The sequence below is a fragment of the Dyella dinghuensis genome (assembly GCF_003977615.1).
GTDB lineage: Bacteria > Pseudomonadota > Gammaproteobacteria > Xanthomonadales > Rhodanobacteraceae > Dyella_B > Dyella_B dinghuensis.
Window position 1 is genome coordinate 245,303 of record NZ_RYZR01000002.1, and the last position, 26,791, is coordinate 272,093.

Below are 26,791 nucleotides of genomic sequence, written 5' to 3' on the forward strand. Positions count from 1 at the left end.
GCAACGAGTTCCCGCGTAACGCGCGCGGTTAACGGGCCAATGTCGATTTATCGACCCCTCAATCGTCGTTCAAATGAAGGGTATGTGTTGGGCCAGACGTGCTCGGGCCCGGCATGGCTGTGCAGACCCTGATGCTTTAGACGGGAAGAGAGGAGTAGGGCGGGGATATGAAGAAAAAAGATTAATTTTTCAGATATCCATTCCAATGGGGTCAGCCCAATGGAGTCAGCGTGTTGTTAATCGTGGCCAACAAATGGTCCGACGATGCTGCCGCGGCAAATATCCAGGCAAAGACAAACAAGGGAGAGCAGACGTGTAGTCACACTCAAAGCAAAAAGGGAGCATCGACCATGAACTCACGACATCAAACGATGGCGAATGCGATACGGATGGCATTAGCTCTAGGAAGCTGTGTGTTGACGACGGTAGCGGTGGCACAAACCGCAACGGCCGGACAACAGTCCCCCACAGCGAACACCCAGACGACTCCTCCAGCCACATCATCGTCATCTTCAGGTACGCAGCCGCCCCCGGCGCAGACGCAGTCCGGGAACAATCCGCCAGCGACGCAGAAAACGGCAACGTTGCAGGCAATCACTGTCACTGGTTCGCTGATTCGCAGCGTCGATGTGGAGACGGCGCAACCTGTGACCGAACTGTCGCATCAAGCGCTGCAGCAACAGGGTTTTGTAAGTGTCGGTCAGATTCTGCAAAACGTTTCCTCCGTCGGTTCATCGGGAACCAGCAGCCAAAGTGCTTTAGGCAACATCGTGGGGCAGTACGTGAGCCTGCGCGGGCTCGGTGCGCCACGCACGCTGGTGCTGGTCGATGGTCAACGCTGGACTACGGATATTTTTGGCGAAACCGACCTAAGTACCATTCCAAGCTCGATCATCGATCACATCGAAATTTTGCAGGATGGGGCATCGGCGATCTATGGCTCCGATGCGATTGCTGGCGTGGTCAATATCATCACCAAAAAGGATTTTGATGGTGTACAAGTTGACACATACAACAGCATGTACTCACCGCAGAACGATGGCAAAAACAGTCAATTCAGCCTAACCGGCGGCAAGAAGTTTTCCCGCGGCTCGTTCTTGTTCAACGTGACGGCGCAAAACACCAACGGACTGATGGCGAACGATCGTGATTACAGCAAGTACGGATTTTTCAGCCTGGGTCCGAACTATCCTCAAAGCCAGACTGTGCCGTCGCCTTACGGCACCATCACCGGCGCGCTCAATCCTGCTACGGGTCTACCGGTGAGCCTGCCGCAATTGGCCAATGGCCCGATTACCGTCAACATGGGCCAGAACGGACTCGATATCGCCAATTATCACGTCAACACATTCGGGTCTCAATATCCGTCGCCTTATTTCAACAATGACTACCAAAACTCCGCTTCTCTCGAATCATTGATTCCAGACAATCGGCTCAGGTCGTACTACTTGAAGGGCGACTATCAGCTAACCGATCACATCACGGCGACGGTCAGTGGCACATACAACACCAACGATTCCAGCACGAGTACCAGCGGTTACCCGCTCAGCTCGTTGACGCCCGCGAATGGTACGCACTTGGCGCAAGCGCTCGGTCTTCCCGTCGGGACTTTTCCGGCGGTGTATTTTCCGACGCTTTCTTCGCAGAGTTATTACAACCCGCTGCCGGGTAATAATGTTGAATTCGAGTTGCCACTGCAGTATCCCAATCGCGTCACCTACAACAAAATCAAACAATACGGTTGGCGATTTGGTCTCGAGGGCGATTTTTCGCTCGGTGAGAGAGAGTTCAATTGGGACGCGGGTTACAGCGATTATCGCTACGACCAATCGAGTTTTGGCCCAGGCAATCTCAATATGGTCCATGTGGCGCAGGCCGTCGGGCCGTCCTTCATGGGCCCCAACGGTGTGGTGGAATGCGGCACTCCGGGCAACGTGATCGCCGGTTGCGTGCCACTCAATCCGTTTTCCGGTGCAGGTGGTATCACGCCGGCTGAAATCAATTATCTGAACATTTATGCCGGCACGCGTTCGTTTAGCGAAACAAAAACACTGGACGTCAACTTGTCGGGTGATATGTTCACGCTTCCAAAATCCTTGGGAAGCGGTGATGTGACATTTGCCGTCGGTGCCGATCATCGTGATATTTCCGGCGCAGCCACACCCGATCAATATACGCAGCTTGGTCTCAACACTAATCTGCAGCAAAACCCTGGAAGTGGCTCCTATGGCCTCAACGAGGCGTACGCCGAGGTGAATATTCCCGTTCTGAAGGATATGCCGGGTGCGCAGCTGCTGGATGTCGACCTTGCTCATCGCTTTTCGCATTACACCAATTTCGGCAATACCAACAACAACCAATTCAAGGTGTCGTGGCAGCCGATTGACGATGTGCTGGTTCGTGCCAGCTATGGCACGGGTTTTCGTGCGCCGGCGATCGCAAATCTGTATGGCGGTGCATTGCAGAGTTTCACGAACTATACCGATCCGTGTGATATCAACTTTGGTTTGACGGGTAACTCTGTCGTCAAGCAGCGTTGCTTGAATGGGTTTGCCGGGCTGCCGGGTGTCGGTCCCGGTTTTACACAGCTTATTCCCAATGGCTCGCCCATTCCGCAGCCTGATCAGACCAGCACCACGCCGTTTTTCACTGGCGCCAATCCCAATCTGAAACCAGAAACATCCAAGAGCTACACCGCAGGCATCGTCTATAGTCCGCACTATCTCACCGGCTTCAACGCCACGGTGGACTGGTACCGCATCAGAATCGATAACGTCATTACGTTACCGACGGCTACCAGCATTCTCGACAATTGCTACCAGCTTGGCGAGACGCAGCAGTGTGACCAATTCCAGCGTTCGCAGGCAGGTGGCCCATTCAATGGACAAGTGATCAATCTGGTTCAGACGCTGGTGAATCAAGGTTTCGTGGAAGAGCGTGGCGAAGATCTGAGCTTGAGCTATCTGTTCCCCGAAACGCCGGTCGGCCTGTTCAAGGTCGACTCGACGAGCACCTATATCAATTCAGTGAAGGAGCAGACCACACCCGGCGGCCCCATCATTTCCAACACGCTTGGTTCATACGATACGGTGCTCGGTCCGCTGTGGCGCTTTCGGTCTACGGTCAACTTGAATTGGAGTTACAAACACTTCGGTGCGACGTGGACGATCCGGTACTACTCCTCGCTGTCGGAGCCGTGCATCGCTCCGAACCCGGCCATCGATCAATTCGTCCCTTGCAACAACCCCAATAAGGATCTGTCCAACTCGCCGAACGGATTGAATGTGCAAGGTGGCCTTGCGTTCAACGATTTGCAATTGAGCTGGCAGGCGCCATGGGGCGGACGGATCGCGCTGGGCTCCACCGATATCTTCAATCGGAGGGCGCCGCTCTCATACTCCGGCGTCTATAGCGTGGCGGGTCCACTGGGCCCAACCGGAACGGATGGCTACAGCGATTATCCGTACAACCCGCAATACGATATTGGCCGTGTCATTTACCTCAAATACGAGCAGAAGTTTTTCTAGCCGAGCCGGCTATTGAGTACTGGCAGTTTATTGCCAGGCGATGCGAAGCAAAAAGGGCGCGAATCATTCGCGCCCTTTTTATACTGGTGATTGCATCACAGGTAATTCCGGATTTTCTTCATTGTGATTGCTTGTAGATCACCCCGCCTTTCATCACGAACGGCACGTTTTCAATGGCGCTGATATCAGTCGTGGGATCACCGTGCACGGCAATGATGTCGGCGTCGAGTCCAGCCTTTAGCTGACCGAACACATCTTGCTGGCGAAGAATTCTCGCGTCCACAGCAGTAGCGGCCAGCAGCGCGTGTGATGGCGACATGCCGTCGCGCACCATCCACTCCAGTTCCTTGTAATTCGTGCCGTGCGTAAATACGCCTACGTCACTGCCACAACCGATCGTGACACCGGCCTGCATGGCAAGTTTGAATGCGTTGGCGGCTTGCTGCATGTCTGCGGTCGGTGGCTGGCCCGGTTTCCAGCCTTTGAAGTATTCGGAATAGGCCGCTTCCGCTTCGAGCGTTGGCATGTAGGCGACATTGTGCTTTTTCATCAAGGCGAACACCTCGCTTGTGCCGCCATAAGCGTGTTCAACGGTGTCGACGCCGGCGAGGATGGCGCGGCGCATGCCTTCCGGCGTGGTGGAGTGCACAGCAACGGGCAGGCCGAGCGAGTGCGCGGCTTCCACGCCTGCGTTGAGTTCTTCCTGCGTGAAGGTAGGCACAGCACCGCTGCTTTTGCCACAGTGGTAGTCGGCATAGAGCTTGATCCAGTCGGCGCCGTGGCCCGCTTGATCGCGGACGGCATCGATCATCTCTGCCGTGCCGCTGACCGGGATGCCGCCTTGAGGCAGATCGATATCGGTACGGAAGCCCATCGGGCCCGGCCCATAGCAATGTGCAGCGATGGTCGCACGCGTGGCGACGAACATATGTGGGCCGGGAATCAGGCCATCGTTGATGGCGTGCTGCACGTCGACGTCGGCGTAGCCCGCGCCTTCGGTGCCCAGATCGCGCAGGGCGGTGAAGCCGGCCATCAGGGTGTCGTGCACGTGCTGCACGGCCTCGATGGTGCGATAAGCCTGCGATTCCTTCAGCACCTGATCGTTCCAAAGTGTTTCGTTATACGGATGGAGGAAGATGTGCGAGTGCGCATCGATCAGACCAGGTAGCAGTGTTGTCCCCGGAAGTTCGATGGTTTGCGTACCCGGCGGTGCGCTGACTTGTGCCGCGGGTCCAACGGCCGCGATCTTGTCGCCTTCGACCAGCACGACCCAACCGGTATGTGCTTGCTCGCTGCGCGCGTCGAACACGCGATCGGCCTTGAGCAACCATGGATGATCGGCGGGTTTGTCGACAGCTTCGGCAACGGTGCTAAGTATAAACAGGGCACTGCAGAGCAGGGCGGCTGCGAGGCTCCGCCGTTTGCGCATCGACATGTTGCTTCCTCACGCTATCGTGGTTGACCGGCGTCACTTTTATCATTGTTTGACGCGTCGGGTAGCACTTTCTTCAAGCGAGTGATGAACGGCCGACCAGGCGTCTGTTGCGCGGCGTAAGTACGGCAAGCACGATCGCGATAAGGAATAACGCAGGAACGTCTCCCATAAGATGTCCATGTTGCCCAACATCGGTCAATGCTTGATAGGTCATGATTAGTGCGTGAACCACGCTCGACCACACCGTAAACCAGATCAGGCTTAGATGTTCCATGGGATCGCGTGCGGCCAGCAGCAGAAAGACGCCGAGCGTTGCATAGATACCGACGATCATCATCGGATAGTCGGAATAGCCCATGTGCCAGGTCCAGCCGGATGGCCACACCAGCATCAGGGGGTACACGCAAAAAAGCATGATGCCGACAATTATCAGCGCGACACGTAGGTAGGAAAGACGCTGTTCGATGGTCATGGAGTGCCTCCTTAACGTCGAAACTTCAGTGGATGAAGAGTCGTACTACCGGAGCACTTTTGTGCGATCCGGCCCCTGGACGCCATGCGCCACCCCGTTGCTTGTAGGGTGCTGGATCGGGTTATACGCCGACCGCGGATCGCCTACAACGTGATGCCTGCGATGCAGGCTGTCCTTGTGTACACTCCTGCCGCGACGAGGCGTTTCCACCGCGTCTGTTCATGATGATGTTCGACCTGGAGGCAGTCATGAAAGGAGTTTCGGCTTTGCGCGCATGGGTGATGCTGGGATGCTGTTTCGTCAGCTTCTCGGCGATGCCACAGAAAACGTTGACGCCGGTCACCGTTACTGCGCCCGCGTATACATCGCATCATGGCGGTTATCTCATTTCCGGCGATTTCAAAACCGATCCACGCATTCCGTCCGTGATTTTCCCAGCGCAGGCGCTGGTCAAGGATGATGTTCTCAGCGTCGAGCCGGTGCATCTGGCGGATACCGACTATCTTGTTGTGCAGGAATGCGCGACGGCCGATTGCGCCACCGCCAGCATCGTGCGCGTGTGGAATGCGGATGGCGCGAAGACCGCGGTGAGAAACAGCGATGATCGCATCCAGATTCAGCACGAAAATAAATACTGGATCTGGGTGAAACATTTCCCCGAGGCTTTTTCAGCGGGCTGCGACAATTGCGGCGAGCATTACAGTAGTTTCGAACCTTTCAGTCCGCCGATGGTGCTTGTTCCCAGTGGACAGCTCGCAGCGATGAACAAGGACGAACTGGCAGCTGCCCGAACAGAAGAGCCTGTGCAGATCGAAAGCCAGACGCACGATGGCTCAACCTTTGTGGTGACTTATGACGGTGGTACCATCGTTCGAATTCGGCGCATGCATGCCGATCACATCGACAAATCCGAGCATTGATCGCCATGAATACTTCCCGTTCAGATGCGAAACTTTCCGCGGGTATTTTGAATTTCAAAAGCCCGCACACGTTCGATGACACGGTGCAGCGACTCCTGGCGGCTTTGAAAGATCACAACATCAAGGTCTTCGCTACGATCGACCAGCGGGCCGAAGCGCAGGCGGTCGGGTTGTCCATGCCTTCGACGGTGTTGATCCTGTTTGGCAATCCGAAGGGCGGTACGCCGCTTATGCTGGCGAATCCGGAAGCGGGTATCGATCTGCCGCTGAAGGTTCTGGTATCGGAGTCGCAGCCCGGGCAGGTGGATGTGTTCATGAACTCCTCCGAATACATCATTCAGCGCCATGCATTGCCAAACGAATTGCTTGCAAACATTGCGCCGGTAGAGCGTCTGATTGCAGGTGCATTAAGCGCGTAACGCACCTGCATTGCTTCCGTCGGAATTTATCCGCGGCTGGCAATTCACGCTTCTGGACGGCCTTGGCGATCAGGGATGCGTTGCTTTGGCGACGTCACGTGCCAACTCGGCGTACATCGCGTCGCGTTGCTTGGGCGGTGCGTTCGATCCGCTCATGAAGGCCGCGACGATCACGGCGTGCCCATCGGGCCACACCATGATGCCGATGTCGTTGTACGCAGCACTCAAGCCGTTGATGTCGTCGGAGGTGCCGGACTTATCGGCAAGTTTTACGCCCGGCGGCAAACCGCCTCGTAGACGATGGGTGAGGGTCTGCGCGTACATCAGATCCAGAAGGTATTTGCTGGACGCTGGAGACAGAAGTTCGTTGTGCCATAACTTCTGCAAGAAGGCCGCAGCCGCAACCGGCGTGCTGCGATTGCCTGGATCAGCCATGAATCTGGCGTAGCCGCGCTTGTAGCGCTCATTTTGCTCTGTTTCTGTTTCGTTGGCCGGTAATGAATCGCCGGGACCGAGGTCTTCGAAAAGACGGCCGATACCTGCTTCGTCGCGATCGACGCGCATACCTGTGATGCCGTGCTCACGAAGATAAGCCGTCACGATCGTTGGGCCGCCGACAAGACGAACCAAAGCATTGACCGCCGAGTTGTCGCTTTTGCTAACGGCGGCGGCCAGCAATTGCCGCACGGTGAAGGTCATCTGCTCACCCTTGAACTGGTCGCGGATGGGCCCGTAGCCCAAATCGGCACGCGTCACGGTAACGGTCTGGTCCATCGTGTTTTGACCATGCTCGATGCGCGACAGCACCGTCGCAGCAACCGGTGCCTTGAATACGCTCATCATCGGATATGCCTTGTCGGCGTTGACTTGCCACGTATCGCCGCTTTGCAGATCGAGCACTGCAATGCCAAACGCACCAGGGAGCGCGCGCTTTGCCAGGGCATCGATCTGTGCCTGCAGGGTGGCACGCGCCTGAGTAGCCGATGGTGACGCAGCGGATGCGATCATCGGTAAGGCGGTCAAGGCCGGGAGAAGCAGTGTGGCAAGCAGCAGGCCGGCTTTCTTACGCGTCATCACTAGATCCTTTAACGTGAGCGTGGGAATGCGTATTGACGCATCGGAACATGGCAAAGCTCGGGCACCTGACGGGCCATTTATGGCAGTCATACATTTCGCGTTATTTGCGCCAATTACTTCAGCGGTAGATACAAATCCAGAATCATTTCGTTCTCGGGCACATCCGGATAGAAATGAACGCGCTGCAGAAAAAGCGGAAAGTCACGCGGCTCTTCACCGCTTTGCGGTAACCATTCCTGATAGAGGAATGAAATGGATTGGCCGAGGTGGTCGTCCGATCCAACATGACGCAATACCGCGCACCGGCCCGCAGGAATGGTCTTGCGGATAACACCATAGTGCTCGTCATCCGTTTGGCGATCGACAGCCGCGCAGAGGTCCAGCTGAAAATCCGCGGGGCTCACGTCAGCGGGGTCTTCGTAGAGAATGTTGAATGTCGCACTCTGCGTAGGATGAAGATGGTTGTGCTTTCGCCATGCAATGAATTGCGCGATGGAGTCGCCGATCAATGCCGGATCGCCATGATGTTCAAGTACGCCGACGTCGGTCGCCTTGAAATCCACGATTTTTACATCCTGAAGTTGATGAGTCATTTTCATGTGCGTTTTCCTTAGATCAGCCAATATCTCATAGGTCTCTTGCCAAGAAGTCCACTGCGGCTGACGTCGAAATTCCGTGGGTGTTTGTCCTGTGCTTCTCTTGAACGCGCGTGCAAAGGATTCGGGATTGTCGTATCCGCTTTCCAGCGCGATGTGAAGGACCGATTGCTCGTGGCGGAAAGCAAGCCGATAGGAGGCTCGCTTCAAACGGCTCAGTTGCACGTATTTGTAGACACCCATACCGAAGAGTTCCGAAAACTGCCTCAGAAAATGATGTTTCGAGAACGCTGCGATCTGACTGAGGCGATCCACAGTCACATCTTCCGAAAGATGCGTGTCGATGTATTGGAGTGTTTCCTGGAATCGACGCCGATAGGCGTCGGTGGATCGTGTCGTCAATGAGGTGTCTCCTTGGTCATCGCAAGCCTAGTTGGATGCTTGCGGCGATGCCTGACAGAAATTGCTCAATGACTGAATACACCGCTGATCAAGCCCTTGGCCACCATGTGACCCTTGATGGCCCCGGCTATTCGTGTATGGGGTAGGGAACGGCTGGAGTCGGGGAGGCAAGGCTAACGGGCAGCCCGGACGTCTGCCTGGGTTGCGTGTGCAGACCGACTTCAGATGTTGGTATCGGCGAGACTGACGGTTACAAACGTGCGGTGATAGAAACGTGCGCGCAACGTGCCGTCGTTCAATGTATAGCCACTGGCGGGGACAAGGCCCTCGGTGGGATTTTCGCTGACATGGGTTGCGTAAGGGCCGACGTACTGCACGGTCCACGGTGTTCCTCCACCCACTCCGACCAGGGATTGAACCGAGGCGCCACCGTTCTGCATCGAGATCGCGACGCGGCCATCTTCCGGCAGCACGATTTGCTGATTGCTTGTCGGCAGTCCCAGGAAAGACAGCGGCACCACTTTGACCAGGTGCATGTTCGGGCAATCTTCATTACACATGGCGATATTCAACATGGCGACAAACTGCGCATTGAATGCGCGGATGTTGATCACGTCACCTTTCTTTAACGCGGCGGTGCTTTCGAATATCACGGCTTGCCCGTTGCGGTCGTTTTTGGCAACGGTAAATGCGGAGGTATCCGCGGCCTTCGTGATTGTCGTGAAGGCTAGGGCGATAGCCGCAACGGTGATGACACTACGCAAGAGGGACATGAGCTTGATCTCCGGTAAGAGCTCAGCGAATCGATGCCACGGGCCGATCATACGCCGGTTTATACCGGGGCGGTTTTAGATGCGTCAGTTAACGCGAGAAAAAGAAAAGGTGTCGGATACTACGCATTCACGTTGCGCAGCAGGGCTGATCGACCATGAAGATTCTTGTAGTAGGCGCGGGTGCTACCGGCGGTTATTTTGGCGGCCGTCTGGCGGAAAGCGGGCAGGATGTCACCTTTCTGGTGCGCAAGCATCGCGCCGAATCGCTGGCGAAGGACGGCCTGGTCATTCGCAGCCCCGCGGGCGATGTAACGATACCTTCACCAAAGACGGTGCAAGCCGAAACGCTTAAGCAACCTTTCGATCTGATCATCGTCAGCTGCAAGGCCTATCACTTGAAGCAGGTGATCGATGACATGGCCCCAGCCGTCGGTCCGCAGACGATGATCCTGCCGCTGCTCAACGGTATGCGTCATCTCGATGAGCTCGATGCGCGCTTTGGCGCCGAACACGTGCTGGGCGGTCAATGCGTGATTGCCGCAACACTGGACCCCGAAGGCGTCGTGCGCCATTTGAATGCAGCGGCCAGTCTCACGTTCGGCGAACGCAACGGCTCGCGCTCGGAACGCATCGAGCGCGTCGCGCAAGCCATGGCGAAGGTCCGCTTCGAGCCTCGCCTTACCATGACGATCCTGCAGGATATGTGGGACAAGTGGGTATTCCTGGCCTCGCTGGCAGGGATCACGTGCCTGATGCGCGCGCCCATCGGAGACATCGTGGCAGCGCCCGGTGGCATGCATGCAATACAGAGCCTGCTTGAGGATTGTCGTCGCGTGGCAGAGGCCTGCGGCCACGCGCCGAGCGATCTGGTGATTCAGCGCGCCAATTCCGTGTTGACGGAGCAAGGCTCCACGCTCAGTGCCTCGATGATGCGGGACCTGGAGCAGGGCGCTCCCATCGAGGCCGATCACGTTGTGGGAGACCTGCTCGCCCGGGGCGGCGCGGCGGGATCGGATCTGTCGACGCTTCGATTGGCCTATACGAACCTGAAAGCTTATGAGGCGCGCCGCGCCCACGGTTCCAAGGGCTGAGGGGAAACTCGGCTCGTCCCAGCGCACGACCGTTCGTCACAACATGCGCTCAGCTCATCCCCCTGCGGTAGTTGCCGACCCTTGTGATACCGATAGTTACGGCATCCAAGGCCATACTGTCTGGAGAGGGATTTCATGAACCGACGTGACGTATTGAAGGCTGCCTTTGCGCTTCCGTTTGTATCAAGCGTGATGACCGGCGGCATCGCCTCAGCGTTCGTAGCGACCGGAAAAAAAGTCGCGAGCGCGTTCCGCTCACGCGTGCGGCCCGGTGATCCGGGCTGGCCTTCATTGGCGGAATGGGACCGGTTGAAGAACGAGGTGGGCGGTCGTCTCTTTAAACTGACATCGCCTTTTGCCGATTCCAACTCGGCGGCCTGCCAGAACGCGCTCAAACACATCAAGAATCCGTTCTTCATCGGCGACGACCCCGCACTTACACAGACCAGCGGCTGGGCGGATGCCTGGGTTTCGCGACCAAGCGCCTACGCCGTGGCTGCAGAAAGCACGGCGGATGTTGTGGCAGCGGTGAACTTTGCGCGCGAACATCATCTGCGCCTGGTCGTGAAAGGCGGTGGCCACAGTTATCAGGGCACGTCCGATGCACCCGATTCCTTGCTCGTGTGGTCGCGGCACATGAATAAGGTGACGCTGCACGATGCCTTCGTTGCACAGGGTTGCGAAGGCGTGCACGCAGCGCAGCCAGCGGTTACCGTGCAGTCTGGTGCCATGTGGATCGATGCATACGATGCCGTGACGACGCACGGCGGCCGTTACGTGCAAGGCGGCGGTTGCACGACCGTGGGCGTTGCCGGGCTCATCCAGAGCGGCGGTTTCGGCAGTTTCTCCAAACAGTTCGGAACCGCTGCGTCCGGATTGATCGAAGCGGAGATCGTTACAGCCGATGGTGTTGTGCGCATCGCCAACGCGTGTACAAATCCGGAGTTGTTCTGGGGCATCAAAGGCGGTGGCGGTGGCAGTCTGGGCGTCGTGACGCGGCTGACCTTGCGCACGCATGACTTGCCGATGTTCTTTGGCGGCATGTTCGGCGAAATCAAAGCATCCTCCGACGACGCGTATCGCGCGTTGATTGCGAAGGCGATCGACTTTTATCAAGGCCATTTGTTCAACCCGCACTGGGGCGAACAGATGTCGTTTCGGCCGGACAATTCGCTGCACATTTCGATGGTGTTCCAGGGACTGGATCAGCAGGGTGCGCAGGCCGTGTGGGCGCCGTTTATCGACTGGGTTCATGCGCGAAAGGAATACGTCGTCACGCGCCCTGTGCAAGCCCTTGCGATACCCGCGCAACATTTCTGGGATGCCGACTTTTTCCGCCAGCATGCGCCCGGTGTGATGGTCGATGACGATCGCGACGGGGCGCCGCGCAATCATGTGCTGTGGGCTGGCGATCAGGGACAGGTGGGCTGGTTTATCCATAGCTACAAATCAGCGTGGATGCCCGCTTCGCTTTTGCAGAAAGACAAGCAGTCGCAGCTCGTTGATGCGCTCTTTGCCTGCACGCGTCACTGGGATGTCGCGTTTCACTACAACAAGGGATTGGCGGGTGCGCCGGATGAGGCACTGGCAGCATCGCGAGACACTGCTACGAATCCGCAAGTGCTCGATGCGTTTGCGTTAGCGATCCTCGGTGCAAGTGGCGACCCGGCCTATCCGGGCATGCCTGGGCCAGGTCCCAATATGGCTGACGCTCGCGACGATGCCACACACATTGCGAAGGCGACGGACGAGTTGCTGAAAGTCGTGCCTGATGCCGGTGCGTATGTATCGGAGAGCGATTACTTCCAACAAGACTGGCAAGCGGCGTTCTGGGGCACGAATTATTCCAGGCTTGCAGCGGTGAAGCAGAAGTACGATCCGGACGGATTGTTCTTTGTGCATCACGGTGTCGGCAGTGAAGCGTGGAGTGCCGACGGATTTACGCGTGTAACTTAAAGGCAAGTCATACGGCTAGAAAACGAACACTAATAAGCTTAGGAGAAGCTTAGTTCCAGCTAATTTTTCTGCGCTTAGGTGATTGTCGTCACGCGAACCTAACATACGAACCATCTTGCGCGCCGCTGTCAAAAATACTTCATTTCACATGATTACCGTGGCTGGGTTGTGCCCTGTAGCTCCGCTCACACACCACTCGGAGATCATGATGACCATGACCACGTCTTTCCGCTTTAGACGTCGGCACGCTGTTGCCGCGCTTGCACTAACCGCGCTTGCAGCAAGTGTCGCTGCTTATGCCGATGATTTTTCGTTCCAGCGTGATTTTCGTTTTTGGCCAGATAATCTGGTCGTCAGTCGCAGTGTGTACGACAACAATGCAAGCAACGTTCAGGTGGGAGAGATCTTGCCGCCGAACTGCCCGGCAAGTAGCGGTGCTTGCGGCGCTGCGCCGGGTGCACCGTATGACGGCACCTTTCCTTATGTGTTTAACGATGTCATCTATGATCCGAGCTTCGGTATCACTTCGCGCATCTACCTCGATCAGCTGACGCCGAACGGTTGGTTGATCGATTCGCTGGAAGTTCCCAACAGTCTGCGTCCTGCTGCGCGAGAGGGTCAGTTGGTAACCAGCTTTAGTTCCAAGTCGGAACTTGGCCTGCATCTGTCGATGGACGGCAAGTACCTCACTTTTATGGGTTACGTTGCCCCGGTGAATTTCATCGATGCATCGAATGGCGATACGCCCGCTGTCGTCGATCCGACGAACCCTGATGGGCAGTCCGTTTACCGCGCGGTTGCTACGGTCGACGGTGCGGGTCGATTCCAGTTCACCGAAACCAATGCTTACAGCGGCAACAATGGCCGTGTCGCGATCTTCAATAACGTCAACGGCGAAAACATCTTCTACACCGCGGGCAACGCTGGTAATGGAAGCAACCCGCAGCCCGCCGGCGTCGTTCTTGGTGCTGGCGCGCAGTTCATCACGCCGTCGCAGTTGCCGGAGGCTTTGCAGAATCCGAGCACTCCTACGCCCTTGGCAAGTTTCTCTGTCACGACGCTCGGCGACAAAGCCGACAAGATCGGCAAAGACGATAACTTCCGCGGTATCGCCGTGTACAACAACGTGTTGTATTTCACCAAGGGCAGCGGCAGCAACGGCGTGAACACCGTGTACTTCGTGGACACCACAGGCACGGCATGTCCGAAAGGCGTAGGCGTTCCGGTGCCGGGTGCATCGCTGCCTACCGCACCTCTTTCCTACAACGCGGCCACACTGCAAACGACGGGTCTGCCGACCAACATGTGCATCCTTTCCGGCTTCCCGAGCACCCCGGTGAAGACGGCGACGACGGTATCGTATCCGTTCGGTATCTGGTTCGCCGATGCAAACACGCTGTATGTCGCCGATGAAGGCGATGGCTATGTGGGTGGCACCGACCTGTATACGCATGCTGCCGCGCAGACGACAGCCGGTTTGCAGAAGTGGGTGTACAACGCGTCGACAAAGACCTGGAATCTCGCTTACACCTTGCAGGCTGGTTTGAATCTCGGCCAGCCCTACACGGTGCACAACTATCCCACCGGCACGAATGAAGCGACGAATCTGCCGTGGTCGCCGGCAACGGACGGTCTGCGTCAGCTCACCGGCCGCGTGGATGCCGACGGCAAGGTCACCATCTGGGCTGTTACCTCCACGATCAGTGGCGGCGGCGACACCGGTGCCGACCCGAACCGTCTGGTTGCGATTCGCGATACGTTGTCGAACACGACGGCTGCGGGCGCTGCGAAGGAACAGTTCGTGACCTTGCGCTCGGCGAAGTTCGCTGAAGTATTGCGCGGCGTGTCTTTCACCCCCGGCTCGAATACGTCGAACAGTCGCTGGCCTTGGTAAAACGCCAGAACGAAGATGAAAAGGCCGGCGCTATCAAGCGCCGGCTTTTTTTATGCGGACGGGCGCGATGTGCTCCTCGTACCTGTAAAGGCGCATTTAGCGCCGATGTTTTTGCGATGATCCTCGAACACATGCTTGCGGTGAGCTGAAAAAAAGCTGCGGTGCATGAATTGCCCGGAAGGCCCCACTGGTGCAGCCCGCACGCACCATGTCCACCGGCTGATATAGCCGTCTAGTTATAAAGCCGGCCCGGAGGCCTTCGAGCCCTCCCCAGTTGCCGTGAAGGCACCCTTCAAAGGGTCCACACAGAATTTTCATCAGGTAGTCGCAACGCCGCCGGAAGGCGACCAATATTGGGGTACCGGGACCGCCCGAGGGCCTGGTATCGGCTGGCATTTGTCCTACCGAACAAACCCTGTCGTTAACGACTAAACAAATAGTGGAGACACACACATGCACGCACATTTCGAACGCACCGGCGACCTGATGGAACTGTCCACCTACCCGACCTGGGCCCAGGATTTGGTTACCCATTGCGAGGAGACCAAGCAAGGCGTGATTGGTCATGGCATTTGGACGATGATGCGCGAAGCCCGTCTGGACGCCCAGGCGACGCGCGATTTCATGGTCGGCGTATGGCCGGTTATCGAGCGCTTTCCCGCCTATATGGCGCAAAATCTGCTGAAAACGCGTTATGGCCGCAGCCAGGGCGAAAACATGGCCCGCCGGTGGCTGGTACGTAACATCCGAGTGGAGCAGAATCATGCCGACTATTGGCTAAATTGGGCCGAAGGGGCCGGCGTTTCCAGGGACGACGTATTGAATGGCCCGGTCCCGTATGGTTCGGAGGCACTGGCCGGGTGGTGCGAAGAGGTGAGCCGTAGCGCGCCGTTGGCGGCAGGCATGATTGCCACCAATTACGCGGTCGAAGGGGCAACAGGGGAATGGTCGCAGCTGGTCTACGACAGCTTGGCCTATCACGAATCACTCCCCCAGTCCGTTCGGGCCCATAGCCTGCGTTGGCTTCAACTTCACGCAGCCTATGACGATACTCATCCCTGGGAAGCGCTGGAGATCGTATGCACCCTGGTGGGTACCTCTCCTCGAGCAGATCAGGTCGCTTACCTGCAAGAATGCGTGAAACGGAGCTATGTCAGCATGAGGATCACTCTGGATCGTTGCCTGGATGTGCGTCGCGACCCATGGCTGGCCAACGAGGCTGCCGCTTAAACGCTTAAGTTTCATGCGGTAGGGGGCGATACACATATCAGCAGCTTCTTCGTGTGGAGTGTCAGCTGATTACAATAGGGGCACGATGCGTATCGCTCGCAAAGTTCAGCAACGGCCGCTGTTACGACGCCTTATGCCATTGGCATATGGGTTGGCGGCGGTCGTTGGTCTTGTTTTATGCCTGACCTGGGGTGCCCTCCAGGTCCAGGTAACGCTTGCCGGTTTTTTGAATGGCGAAAGTCTTTGGTCGAAGGCCCAGAAGCAGGCGGTCATCGACCTGTATGTCTACGCCCGCAGCGGCGATCCCACTGACCTGGACAACTTCCGGCGCAACTACGAAGTCTTGCGCACGGACCGTTGGGCGCGCGACACGATCGCCACCGGCCATTACAAGAAGGCCGAGGTGGATGATGCGTTCAAGCGTGGCGGCGTCATTCCCGCCGCCATTCCCGGGATGGTTTTCATCCTGGATCACTTCTCGCAAGCGCCCTACATGGGGCAAGCAGTAAAAGACTGGCGCTCTGTCGATAGCTCCATCGAAGAACTCAACGCCATCGCCAATCACCTTGAGCAGGTGTATGCCCACGGCACTCCGGCTGCTGCAGAGCTGGAACAGCAGCGCGCGCGAATCGATACGCTGAACGATTACATCCAGCCGCGCAGCGACGAATTTTCGCTGGATATCGCGCTGGGTGCGGCATGGCTGGGCAAGGTGCTGTTCTTCAGCGTACTGGTCAGCGCCATGCTGGCGTGCCTGATCTGGTTCCGCATGGCCAAGCGCATTTTCACTAGCATCCGCGGCACGGAAGAGCGTTATCAGCTGCTGTTCGACAGCGCGGCCGATGGCATCGTAATGGTCGATGAAACGCACGGCATCATTCTTGGCGTCAATCGCACCGCCTGCATCTGGACAGGGCACGAGTCGAACGCGCTAATCGGAAAGAACTTCCAGGATCTGTTTATCGAAGGCAGTACACGTTCGGCAGGCGCGCAAACGATAGGCATGTTGCGCGCCGAGAACGGCCTGGTACGCACGGTGGAAACGCATAGCAGCCTTACCACCTGGGGCGCGCAACCGGTGCGTCAGGCCATCATGCGCGACATTTCCGATCGCGTGGCGATGGAGCAGGAGCGTCGTATCGCTTCGGAGGCCATGGCCAGTGTGGCGGAAGGCTTGATCATTGCCGATGCCGACCGCCGCATTACGACCATCAATAGCGCGCTGACACGCATCAGCGGCTACACATTGCAATACCTGCAACACCATCGTTTCGACGAACTGAGGCGTATGCCGGACGGCTCGCCGTTGCCATCGTCCATCTGGGAGATGGTTGCCGATGGCGGCAACTGGGTGAGCGAAGTGCAGAGCTGGCGCGCGGACGGGTCGTCGTATCCGGAGCTGCTCAGCATCAGCGCCATTCGCAATAGCGAGGGACGCATACAGCATTACGTCGCCGTGGTGACGGATATCACGCGCAGCAAGGCCGATCGCCAGCGCCTCGAATATATGGTGGCGCACGATCCATTGACCGGACTTGCCAATCGCAGCGAATTCCAGCGTCACTGCGCCAATGCTATCGATGCCGCCGCGCGCACCAATGGTGCAGCAGCCGTGTTGTTCGTCGATCTGGATGCGTTCAAGGCGGTGAACGACAGTTACAGCCACGCCATCGGCGACCGTTTGCTGGTGAAGGTGGCGCAACGCATTCGTCGCGAACTGGGCGAGAACGATGTGGCCAGCCGTATCGGCGGCGATGAATTTACCGTGTTGCTTGGCAGTTTGCGCACGCGCGAACAAGCAGCGCAGTTTGCCAGCCGCCTGTTGCTGAGCTTGTCCGAGCCGATGCTGATTGGCGATTACGAAATCGTGATGAGTGCGAGCATTGGCATCTCGGGCTATCCGCTGGACGGCAGCGATCCGGTGGTGTTGATCGCCAATGCCGACGCGGCGATGTATGCCGCCAAGACGCAGGAGCGCAACACGTTCCGCTTCTACACGCCATTGATGCACGCCGATGCGCGCATGCGTTTGATGCTGGGTGCCGATCTTCGTCAGGCGCTGATGCGCGACGAATTCCATCTGGCATTCCAGCCCAGCGTGGAATTGCGCAGCGGCCGCATTGTGGCCGTGGAAGCCTTGCTGCGCTGGCGTCATCCCGAGCGCGGTGAGTTGATGCCGGATGAGTTTATTCCGTTGGCGGAAAGCCTTGGCCTGATCCGGCGAATCGATGCGTGGACGCTGCGTGCCGTGTGCGCGCAGATACGTCAATGGGATCAGGCAAAGTTGCCGCCGATACGCGTTGCACTGAATGCGTCGGCGGCCACCTTCGGTCATCCCGGCTTTATCGAAAGCGTGAAACAGGCGCTGCAGATCAGTCAGATTTCACCGAAGCGTCTGCTGTTTGAAATCACCGAAAGCGCGATTCTGCGTTTGGGCGAGGCCACCGAGCAGACCATCCACGCACTCCATGCGTTGGGTATTTGCATCGCGATCGACGACTTCGGCACGGGTTATTCGTCGCTGGCGTATCTGAAGATGTCCGGTATCGATTTCCTGAAGATCGACCGCTCGTTCGTCACCGACTTGCCCGATAGCAGCAACGACGTCGCTATCGTCGAAGCGATGCTGGCCATCGCCAAGAGTCTGGGTATGTACACGATTGCCGAAGGCATCGAAACGGCGGCGCAGCACGAATTCCTGCTCCAGGCCGGTTGCAGCGAAGGGCAGGGTTATTACTATGCGCGCGGCCTGCCGCCGGTGGAGATTGAGCGCATGCTGCTGCCCAATCCCCGCCACGAACCATCCAAGCTGCGGTTGGTTCCTCCGAAGTAATCCGCTTACAGCTTCACGTCGACAACAGCTTCTTCCGGCTGATACAGCGACGGATACAGCTGCTTGAGCGCAGCAACTTTGGGCGCGTCGTTGATCACGATATACGGCTCGTCGGGATGCGTACGCGCGTAATCCTGATGGTAGGACTCCGCTTCGTAGAACGCGTTCAACGGTTGTAACTGCGTCACGATCGATCCGTTGAAAACTTTCGCCGCATTGAGCTGCGCGATGTATGACTGGGCAATCTTCTGCTGCTGCGGATTGGTGAAGAAGATTTCCGAGCGGTATTGCGTACCGGTGTCAGGGCCCTGGCGATTCAGTTCCGTTGGGTCGTGCGCGACGCCGAAGTACACCTTCAGCAGTTGGCCGTAGCTGACCACCGAGGGGTCGAATTCCACTTTCACGGATTCGGCGTGGCCGGTGTTGCCGTCGCTGACGTCGTCGTAGTGGGCCGTGCTCGCTGCGCCGCCGCTGTAGCCCGCCCAGACCTGTTTCACGCCGTGCACGTGTTCGAACACGGATTGCAGGCCCCAGAAGCAGCCGCCTGCCAGTACGGCGGTTTCGGTGGCGTGGGTGGCGGTTTTGGCGGTGTCGTAGGTGGGGTCGGGGAGGTTGGCGGTGCTTGCGGTGGCTGAGCAGGCGGTGAGGGCGGCGAGGGTGAATAGGGTGGCTAGACTGCGGGTGCGCATGGGGACTCCAGGAATGTCCGGATGTCTTGTATTCGTTTTGGGTGCTTTGAAGGTTACTTCGTAAGCTTGCGATCACGTTAATCTCGTCATTCCGGCGAAGGCCGGAGGCGCTTCTTAACAGCGGAGCTGGTCATCCAGTGACTGCATCGCTTGGTTGATGCGATATCGCCAGCTTGCTCGCCTGCGCGGCGGGCGTTTCGTCCGCCTGCCAGCGGCCGAGTTACTTTTCTTTGCTTGTCCAAAGAAGAAGTAACCAAAAGAAAAGACACCCCGGAGAGCGCGCCCTTCGGGTGCGCGAACAGGTTACGGGGTTTTTCGACAGCACCTCCTGTGCTGGCGAAAAACTGGCTGGCATCCATGCCAGCCACCCTGCGGGCTGTCCTTCACCCGTTCGCCGCGCTCTACGGGGCCCCGGTTTAAGAGCCAGAGCAGCGCGCGTGCGCGCACTCTTTAAGAGCGCAAAGCGCAGGGCAAATGCAATCAACAAAAGCAGTCGTGCGCAGTGGGCGCCCGCGGTTTTCTTACTCGGCTGCTATGACGTAAATTTCCACATCATCTAACCGCACGACCTGTCCCGCGTGAATCTTGCAGGTCTTGCGCAGTTCCTGTTGACCATCGACGTAAACGTCGCCGCTGGCAACGATCATTTTTCCCGCGCCGCCGCTGTCGCATAGGCCGACCAATTTTAAAAGCTGGTTGAGTTCCACGTGGTCGCGGTCGAGTTCGAATTGTATGTGTTGCATGTCAGCGGTGCGTGGGAAGTGAGATGGGATGTTCGGGCAGGCTCAGGAAGGCGAAGAACGGGCGGTTCTGGCCGATCGCGAAGTTGGCAGCTTCATGCAGGATGCCGAGCAGGATGTCGAAGTCTTTCGCTGCGGCTTGACGCAAATCGTTGGCGTGATCGAGCAGTAACGCGTGACCGGTGCCATGTAACCAGCCCAGGTCGCGCAGACTGTCGACCAGCGCGTCCCAGTTTTGACCGAAGCCTGATGGCAGCTTTAGTGCCGTGGCCAGGCGTTTGAGTAGCTCGCTTTTGTCGTGGCAGCCTTCGAGATCGGCACGGCAAACATAGAGCTTTCCTTCTTCGGCGGCGGTGGCGAGTGCATCGAGGTCGGCGGCATCGACAAAGTAAACGCCACCGTCATCGGCATGCGTCAGATCGAGTGAACCTTCGGCGCTCATCGGTTCACCTGAAAAGGCTGGAAGCTGCGGTAGTGATCGCCGGTGTAGTAAAAAACAGTTGGCGGAGTGCCGCCGGTGATGATCCGGCGCGTACCGCGATTGCGCGCATCGGGGGTGTCGACGGTGTATTCGTGGTAGTAGCCGCGCGGTTGTTGCGGCAGTAAACCTTCGTAATTGCCGAATACAACGCCGTCCTGGCTGTACGGGAATGGGCCGCCTTGCAGGATAAGCGTTAGCGTCTGACAGGCTTCCGGCGGCATGAACTGCGGCAGATTGGTTGCCGCCGAGGGACAGTTGACGTTGCTTGCGGGTGCAAGCGCCACCTTGCCTTCCGAGGTCATGCTCGGCGGCACGGATGGATGGTGATTCAAGAAAACCAGCAGCGCGATAAACAGCGCAAGAAGCACGAGCGAGATCAGACGTGAAACGGACATCGCGGGCTCCCTCCAGGCGACAGCGGGCAGTGTAATGCGTTCCGCGCGCTGTGTTTACAGAAAGCATGCGTCGGATGACTTTAAGGACATGTAGACGCAGCTTGCTGGGAATACAACAAGGCTCCCATTCCCCAGCAGGAAGAACGACATGATCGGTAAACCTTTCGGCTTGGCGGTTGTGGCCGCCTTATGCGGCATAACCAGTTCCGTGTTTGCCGCAAACGAGGCAACGGCTACACCTGAAGTGTTTGCGCCAGGCGTGATTTCCGGGCCGGCCAACGAGGCTTGCCCTGCGTTCACGCCGGATGGCAATACGGTGTACTTCGACGTCGGCACGATGATTCTTGTATCGCATCGCGCGAGTGGCGTGTGGTCGAAACCGGAGATCGCCTCGTTCTCCGGACAATGGGGCGATCATGATCCGGCGATGTCGCCGGATGGTTCTTACATCGTATTTGTTTCGAATCGGCCTGTTACATCCGGTGCCGATGGGCTTGGTGCAACCGTGCATGGCAAGTTCTATCCGCAACGCGGTGGCCATTTGTGGCGTGTAGATCGCAAAGGCAATGGCTGGGGTGAACCCGTGCATCTGCCCGCTGCGGTCAATGCGAGCGATCGCACTTACGCCCCCAGCATCGCGGCGGACGGAAGTCTGTATTTCATTCATCCCGACGATGCGGGCGTGTTTCATATCTACAGTTCGTCGTTCGCCGGTGGCGTATATCAGCCCGCGGTAAAAGTTGCCGTGGGCGATCCTGCCGCGTCCACGCATGATCCAGCGATAGCGCCGGATCAATCGTTCATGGTGTTCAATTCCGCCGATGCGAAAGCATCCGACATGGGCGATTTTTACATTTCATTCCGCGAGAACGGTCAATGGAGCAAACCGATCGATCTTGGTGAGGCCATCAACGGCAAAGGAACATGGAGCCAATGGGGTGCGCATTTGAGCCCTGATCATCGAACGCTCTACTACACGAGCGATCGGACCAGCCACACGACGTTCCCGCTGACACACGAGCAGGCAAAAGCGGCGCTGGCGCAGATGGAAAGCTGGGATAACGGCGCGGACAACATCTGGTTCGTTTCGCTGGCGCCCTGGCTGGACGGGCACAGCGGCGCGAAGAAAGGCACGTAAGGCGGGCATGACTTGTTCCGGCGCTGCGCAAGCTTTTGGTTGTTGCAGCGCAAGATGGCGCGTATGACTTTCGGGCTGGAAATCTAGCGCGTCAAGCCAGCTAGACTGCGGCTTTGTCATCGATGGAGCGGGCATGTCCCTGTCACCGAAGTTTTTGCGCCTGACCGGGTGCAGCGCCTTTTTTATCTTTGCGTCGGCCGTCGCTGCCGTGCAGCCATCGGTGGCCCCCGAGGCATCTGCGGTGGTGCGGCACAACCCGCAGGCCGATTTGCCACCGATGCTGCAGGATTTCGACAGCTACGTGGATAGCGCGCGCAGCACGTTCAATGTGCCCGGCATCGCGGTGGCGATCGTCAAGGATGGCAAAGTGGTGTTCGAACAAGGCTACGGTTTGCGCGAAGTCGGCAAGCCCGAAAAGGTCGACGCGCGCACCCTTTTCGCGATTGCATCCAACACCAAAGCGTTCACCGCCGCGGCGCTGCAGATGCTTGCCGAGCAGGGCAAGGTCGATATGGACGCTCGCGTCACCGATTATCTGCCGTGGTTTCAGATGTCCGATCCATACGTGACGCACGAGATGCGCGTGCGCGATTTGCTCGCGCACCGCAGCGGCTTGAGCCTGGGCGCTGGCGATCTGCTTTATTGGCCACCGACCAGCTATACGACCAAGGATGTGGTCGAGCGTCTCGCCAAGGTGCCGCTGACGAACGGATTCCGCAGCCATTACGCCTACGACAACATTCTCTTTGCCGTTGCGACACTGATCATCGAAAAACAATCCGGCCAGTCGTATGCCGATTACATCCGCGACCACATCTTCAAGCCGGTCGGCATGGACGAATCGCTGGTCGACATGACCTATCTGAAACCGGGTATGGACTATGCGACGGGACATGCCCTCTTCGACTTCAAGGATCTGAAGCCAGTGCCGCCGATGGCGTGGTTGAACGATCCGGGCGCAGGCGGCATCTATGCGAGCGTGCACGATCTGGCCAAGTGGATGAATGTGCAACTTGCGGGCGGCGAACTGCCTGGTATGGGTTCGGACGGCAAGGCTCGTCATCTATTTTCGCAAGATAGCCAGAACCAGATGTGGTCGATGCTGACGCCGATTCCAGTGAACAAGCCGCCGATTCCGGAACTGGAACCGTTGATGCCGATCTTCTCCGGTTATGGCGAAGGCTGGTTCCTCAGCGATTATCACGGTCAGAAACTCGTGTGGCACACCGGCGGTTGGCCGGGCATGGTGTCGCGCGTGACGCTGGTGCCAGGGCTCAAGTTGGGTGTGGTGGTGCTGACCAATCAGGAATCGGGCGCGGCGTTCAACGCGATGACGTATCGCGTGCTGGATGCGTATCTTAATCCCGGTGCGAAGACCGATTGGGTGGCCGTCTACGACAAGGCCGTCAAACACGCGCACGGCGATGCGGATGACAGCTGGAGCAAGCACGAACGCGCACGCGATCCCAACAGCAAGCTGTCGTTGCCGTTAACCGGCTACGTGGGCACTTATCGTGATCCATGGTATGGCGATGTCATCGTAAGCAACGACAACGGCAAGCTGCGCATGCGTTTCAGCAAGACCAAACAGCTGATCGGCACGATGACGCCGTGGCAAAACGATACCTTCATCGTGCGCTGGGACGATCGCGCCTTGAATGCCGATGCATTCGTTACGTTCAATCTGGATATGGACGGCCATGTGCGCGAAGTGCGTATGCAGCCGGCGTCGCCGCTGACCGATTTCAGTTTCGACTTCCAGGATTTGCGACTGGTGCCGCTGAAAGAAGCAGAGGCGTCGGCAAAAGCGGATTGAGTTCGAAAGCAGCACGTTCTGCTCTACGCATGTAGAGCAGCATCATCGATGAATCTGGGGAGATGCACATGCGATATCGTCAGCTTGGTTTGACTGCGTTGGTTGGGCTGGGTCTCCTGTCGGGTACCTGCACCTGGGCTCGGCAGGATGTGCAGAGCGTTCCAACGCATCGCTTTTTCCACGTGCAACTGGGTGCGAACGAAACATTGCCCGCGTCGGGTCGGCTGCTGCTGTTTGCCGAAGATGCAAAGACAGCCAAGTCGCAGTCCAAGGATGGCACCATCAAAGAAGTGGATATCGATGATCTCGATCCTGCACAGGTAACCATCGCCGCGCAGGATGTCTATCGGATCGCCCCGGGACAGGTCATCGATATCGACGCCGACAAGCTGGCGTTTCCAAAATCGTGGTCGTCATTACCTGCAGGCGATTACGTGGTGCAGGCTGTGCTGGATGTGCATCACAACTACAACTACCTCGGCCGCAGTGCGGGCGATGTCGTCAGCGACGTCATGACGGTGCATTTGCCCACCAACGATATTCCGACGTTGACGCTCAACACGACGATGCCGGCGGAAGACCCCTGGAAAGTTCCGGACTCCGCACCCGCTGGCGCGCGTGAATCGGTGGCCGCAGCGAAGAAGGCCTCGCAACCGGTCGACTTCGTGAGCCCGTCGCTGTCAGCGTTCTGGGGCAGGCCGATTCACATGCGCGCTCGCGTGTTGTTGCCACCGGGTTACGATGCATCGTCCAACAAGCATTACCCGACCGTGTACTACACGCATGGTTTCGGCGGCACTCTCGATCGCATGGTGCGCGTTTTCGCCTACGTGAACGATGCGATGACCAAAGGCGAGATGCCGCCGATGATCTGGGTATTCCTCGATGAATCCAGTGCCACCGGCACGCACGAATTCGCCGATTCGGTGAACAACGGTCCGTGGGGAGAGGCCCTGACGACGGAATTGATCCCGTACCTGGAATCGCACTATCGGATGGATGCCGACGTCAACGGCCGATTCCTCAACGGCCATTCCTCCGGCGGTTGGGCGACGCTCTGGATGCAGACGCGTTATCCGAAAATTTTCGGTGGCACGTGGTCGACATCGCCCGATCCGAGCGACTTCCACGATTTCACCGGCCCGAACCTGTATGCGCCGGGCGCGAACGTTTATCACAAACCGGATGGCGCGCCGTGGCCGCTCGTGCGCGACAAGGGCAAGGTGCTTGTCACGTTCCAGCAGTATGCGCAGATGGAGCGCGTGCTGGGTCCTTACGGTGGGCAGATGGCGTCCTTCGACTGGGTGTTTTCGCCCCGTGGCGAGGATGGCCGGCCGGAGCAGATGTTCAATCGCGATACCGGCGATGTCGACCCCGCCGTGGTGATGTACTGGCGCGATCATTACGACATCGCCTATCGGCTTGAGAACAACTGGCCGACGCTGAAGTCGGATCTGGACGGCAAGATTCATCTCTACGTCGGCACCGCCGACACGTTCTACCTCGATGGTGCAGCGCATCGGCTGAAAGCCGTGCTGGATGGCCTGCATGCGCATAGCGACATACGGTTCATCCCTGGCAGAACCCATTTCGACCTGTACAAGGCCGGGGACGACCGTATGGCCATGCTCAAACAGATCAGCTGGGACATGTACGCCGTGGCGCGCCCGGATTCGAAGCTGAAACCAAATATGAATCAGACCCACTAATGCCGTAAGAATTTGCCGCCTGACATGTCAGGCGACACCCTTTTCAGGCATAGTTGCCGACGCAGGCGCTGTAGGAACAGGGCGCTTGGGAAGTGTCGTTCTCATGCAAGCGACACGGCGGAAAGGCGTCCGTTTGGGGGCGGGCGCTTGCCGCATCGGGGCTATTCAAGCTGGAGGGAATCGCAATGAAAACGTTCGGGTTGATCGCAGTAATGGCGGCTGCCGTGATGATCGCCGCTCCTGGGGTACATGCGCAGGCCGCGGCGTCCAGCGGCGGCACGACGGTCCAATGCAACGACGGCACCTCACAGACGGTGGCCACCACGAAAGGCGCTTGCCGCGGGCACAAGGGCATCAACAAGTCGGCAAGTGGCTCATCGAGCTCCACGTCGAGCTCGTCAGGCTCCACGTCGAGCAGTGCCAGCAGCAATACCGCCGCCGCTGCTCCGGCGGCAGCCAGCAAAACCAGTACTTCAAGCAGCAATTCGATGAAGTCTGCGCCGTCCACGACGCCAGCAGCCGGCGGTGGTCCGGACAAGGTTTGGGTGAACACCGCCTCCAAAACCAAGGCTTACCACTGCCAGGGCGACAAGTACTACGGCACAACCAAGCAGGGTCAGTACATGACCAAGGCTCAGGCCGAATCGCAGGGTTATCACGCTTCCAAGAGCAGCAAGGCCTGCGGTTGATTCAATGGGTGTTGCGAAGCCCTCTCCCGTTGCGGGGGAGGGCTTTTTGTTTGGCGCCTACGGCGTGTGCCACGGGTCGTAGCTGCCGAACCACCACATGTGGCCTTCCGGATCGCGGCAACCGTAACCGGCACCGCCGTATTCCTTCTCCGCATAGTCGTCGATAATGTCGGCACCGGCTGCTTTGGCGCGCTCGTAATGCGCCTTGCAGTCTTTCACCGTGACGCTCACAACCTGCGTTTCCCGTCCCTGTATGTCAGCCGGATGTGCAAGGCGTCTGCCGAAGTCATCGTCTTTCGCATCGCTCAACATCACCATGCCGCTGCCGTACGTCAGCTGCGCATGCATCACACGGCCGTCCTCGTCTTCATAAACTGCCTGCTTTTCGAACCCGAAGGCGTTGCATAACCAATTAATGGCTGCGTGCGCATCGCGGTAGCGCATCGACGGAATCATGGTGCTGCCTTGGAATGCATGACTCATGACCAGACACCTTGTATGGAGTGAGG

24 protein-coding genes are annotated in these 26,791 nt (G+C 57.9%); 12 read left to right on the forward strand and 12 right to left on the reverse strand.

All coding sequences use genetic code 11. The features are described 5' to 3' along the window. Positions 1–350: 350 nt before the first annotated feature. Complete coding sequence (locus EKH79_RS02170) at positions 351–3,527, forward strand: TonB-dependent receptor plug domain-containing protein (protein WP_126672143.1); 3,177 nt, start codon at positions 351–353, stop codon at positions 3,525–3,527. Positions 3,528–3,645: 118 nt separating this feature from the next. On the opposite strand, the gene EKH79_RS02175 is transcribed toward EKH79_RS02170, so the two are convergent. Both EKH79_RS02175 and EKH79_RS02180 read right to left on the reverse strand, forming a co-directional pair. Then, positions 3,646–4,962: an amidohydrolase family protein gene (locus tag EKH79_RS02175; RefSeq protein WP_233590136.1), complete on the reverse strand. Its 1,317-nt coding sequence runs from the start codon at positions 4,960–4,962 to the stop codon at positions 3,646–3,648. Between the two features lie 73 nt (positions 4,963–5,035). Then, positions 5,036–5,434, reverse strand: coding sequence for a DUF6632 domain-containing protein (locus EKH79_RS02180; protein ID WP_126672144.1), 399 nt, complete (start codon positions 5,432–5,434; stop codon positions 5,036–5,038). Positions 5,435–5,682: 248 nt separating this feature from the next. On the opposite strand from EKH79_RS02180, the gene EKH79_RS02185 reads away from it, so the two are divergent. Next, positions 5,683–6,354, forward strand: coding sequence for a hypothetical protein (locus EKH79_RS02185; protein WP_126672145.1), 672 nt, complete (start codon positions 5,683–5,685; stop codon positions 6,352–6,354). A gap of 5 nt (positions 6,355–6,359) precedes the next feature. Then, entirely contained in the window at positions 6,360–6,773 is a 414-nt protein-coding gene (locus EKH79_RS02190; RefSeq protein ID WP_126672146.1) for a DUF302 domain-containing protein, read from the forward strand. Between the two features lie 69 nt (positions 6,774–6,842). Here the strand turns inward: EKH79_RS02190 and bla are convergent, their stop codons facing one another. The 3 genes from bla to EKH79_RS02205 form a co-directional block, all read right to left on the reverse strand. Continuing rightward, the gene (gene bla, locus EKH79_RS02195) at positions 6,843–7,847 is read right to left on the reverse strand and encodes a class A beta-lactamase (protein ID WP_158621174.1); all 1,005 of its coding nucleotides are present in this window, start codon (positions 7,845–7,847) and stop codon (positions 6,843–6,845) included. Between the two features lie 116 nt (positions 7,848–7,963). Beyond that, on the reverse strand, positions 7,964–8,848 hold the full coding sequence (locus tag EKH79_RS02200) for an AraC family transcriptional regulator (RefSeq protein ID WP_126672148.1): 885 nt from the start codon (positions 8,846–8,848) through the stop codon (positions 7,964–7,966). Positions 8,849–9,069: 221 nt separating this feature from the next. Further along, positions 9,070–9,621 carry a hypothetical protein gene (locus EKH79_RS02205; RefSeq protein ID WP_126672149.1) on the reverse strand — a complete coding sequence of 184 codons (552 nt, stop codon included), beginning with the start codon at positions 9,619–9,621 and terminating at the stop codon, positions 9,070–9,072. A gap of 155 nt (positions 9,622–9,776) precedes the next feature. Between EKH79_RS02205 and panE the strand changes: the two genes are divergently transcribed. The 5 genes from panE to EKH79_RS02230 all read left to right on the forward strand — a co-directional run bounded on the left by panE (position 9,777) and on the right by EKH79_RS02230 (position 18,625). After that, complete coding sequence (gene panE / locus EKH79_RS02210) at positions 9,777–10,712, forward strand: 2-dehydropantoate 2-reductase (protein WP_126672150.1); 936 nt, start codon at positions 9,777–9,779, stop codon at positions 10,710–10,712. 135 nt (positions 10,713–10,847) lie between these two features. Further along, positions 10,848–12,668, forward strand: coding sequence for an FAD-binding oxidoreductase (locus EKH79_RS02215; RefSeq protein ID WP_126672151.1), 1,821 nt, complete (start codon positions 10,848–10,850; stop codon positions 12,666–12,668). A 208-nt stretch (positions 12,669–12,876) separates the two neighbouring features. Continuing rightward, positions 12,877–14,562, forward strand: a complete 1,686-nt coding sequence (locus EKH79_RS02220; protein ID WP_233590138.1) for a hypothetical protein — start codon at positions 12,877–12,879, stop codon at positions 14,560–14,562. A 453-nt stretch (positions 14,563–15,015) separates the two neighbouring features. Beyond that, the gene (locus EKH79_RS02225; RefSeq protein WP_126672152.1) at positions 15,016–15,792 is read left to right on the forward strand and encodes an iron-containing redox enzyme family protein; all 777 of its coding nucleotides are present in this window, start codon (positions 15,016–15,018) and stop codon (positions 15,790–15,792) included. 133 nt (positions 15,793–15,925) lie between these two features. Further along, positions 15,926–18,625 carry a sensor domain-containing protein gene (locus EKH79_RS02230; protein ID WP_126672153.1) on the forward strand — a complete coding sequence of 900 codons (2,700 nt, stop codon included), beginning with the start codon at positions 15,926–15,928 and terminating at the stop codon, positions 18,623–18,625. Between the two features lie 5 nt (positions 18,626–18,630). Here EKH79_RS02230 and msrA read toward each other — a convergent pair whose 3' ends face one another. The 5 genes from msrA to EKH79_RS02255 all read right to left on the reverse strand — a co-directional run bounded on the left by msrA (position 18,631) and on the right by EKH79_RS02255 (position 20,930). Continuing rightward, a complete protein-coding gene (gene msrA / locus EKH79_RS02235; RefSeq protein ID WP_126672154.1) occupies positions 18,631–19,314 on the reverse strand; it encodes a peptide-methionine (S)-S-oxide reductase MsrA in 684 nt (227 codons plus the stop codon). Between the two features lie 86 nt (positions 19,315–19,400). Next, the gene (locus EKH79_RS02240; RefSeq protein WP_126672155.1) at positions 19,401–19,673 is read right to left on the reverse strand and encodes a hypothetical protein; all 273 of its coding nucleotides are present in this window, start codon (positions 19,671–19,673) and stop codon (positions 19,401–19,403) included. A 162-nt stretch (positions 19,674–19,835) separates the two neighbouring features. Beyond that, a complete protein-coding gene (locus EKH79_RS02245; RefSeq protein WP_126672156.1) occupies positions 19,836–20,057 on the reverse strand; it encodes an RNA-binding S4 domain-containing protein in 222 nt (73 codons plus the stop codon). Between the two features lies 1 nt (position 20,058). Then, positions 20,059–20,496: a barstar family protein gene (locus EKH79_RS02250; protein WP_126672157.1), complete on the reverse strand. Its 438-nt coding sequence runs from the start codon at positions 20,494–20,496 to the stop codon at positions 20,059–20,061. Then, positions 20,493–20,930: a guanyl-specific ribonuclease gene (locus EKH79_RS02255; protein WP_126672158.1), complete on the reverse strand. Its 438-nt coding sequence runs from the start codon at positions 20,928–20,930 to the stop codon at positions 20,493–20,495. The genes EKH79_RS02250 and EKH79_RS02255 overlap by 4 nt, the downstream gene beginning before the upstream one ends. A gap of 148 nt (positions 20,931–21,078) precedes the next feature. Between EKH79_RS02255 and EKH79_RS02260 the strand changes: the two genes are divergently transcribed. From EKH79_RS02260 to EKH79_RS02270, 3 genes are all read left to right on the forward strand, one after another. Further along, a complete protein-coding gene (locus EKH79_RS02260) occupies positions 21,079–22,068 on the forward strand; it encodes a TolB-like translocation protein (protein WP_126672159.1) in 990 nt (329 codons plus the stop codon). Positions 22,069–22,201: 133 nt separating this feature from the next. Then, the gene (locus EKH79_RS02265) at positions 22,202–23,884 is read left to right on the forward strand and encodes a serine hydrolase (protein WP_126672160.1); all 1,683 of its coding nucleotides are present in this window, start codon (positions 22,202–22,204) and stop codon (positions 23,882–23,884) included. 68 nt (positions 23,885–23,952) lie between these two features. Then, positions 23,953–25,593 (forward strand): alpha/beta hydrolase, encoded by a 1,641-nt coding sequence (locus EKH79_RS02270; protein WP_126672161.1) that lies wholly within the window; start codon positions 23,953–23,955, stop codon positions 25,591–25,593. A gap of 43 nt (positions 25,594–25,636) precedes the next feature. On the opposite strand, the gene EKH79_RS02275 is transcribed toward EKH79_RS02270, so the two are convergent. Further along, a complete protein-coding gene (locus EKH79_RS02275) occupies positions 25,637–26,101 on the reverse strand; it encodes a hypothetical protein (protein WP_126672162.1) in 465 nt (154 codons plus the stop codon). On the opposite strand from EKH79_RS02275, the gene EKH79_RS02280 reads away from it, so the two are divergent. Then, positions 26,082–26,282, forward strand: coding sequence for a hypothetical protein (locus EKH79_RS02280; RefSeq protein WP_126672163.1), 201 nt, complete (start codon positions 26,082–26,084; stop codon positions 26,280–26,282). The two genes, EKH79_RS02275 and EKH79_RS02280, sit on opposite strands and share 20 nt — an antisense overlap. Before the next feature lie 57 nt (positions 26,283–26,339). Here the strand turns inward: EKH79_RS02280 and EKH79_RS02285 are convergent, their stop codons facing one another. After that, positions 26,340–26,765 carry a VOC family protein gene (locus EKH79_RS02285; RefSeq protein WP_126672164.1) on the reverse strand — a complete coding sequence of 142 codons (426 nt, stop codon included), beginning with the start codon at positions 26,763–26,765 and terminating at the stop codon, positions 26,340–26,342. Between the last annotated feature and the right edge of the window lie 26 nt (positions 26,766–26,791).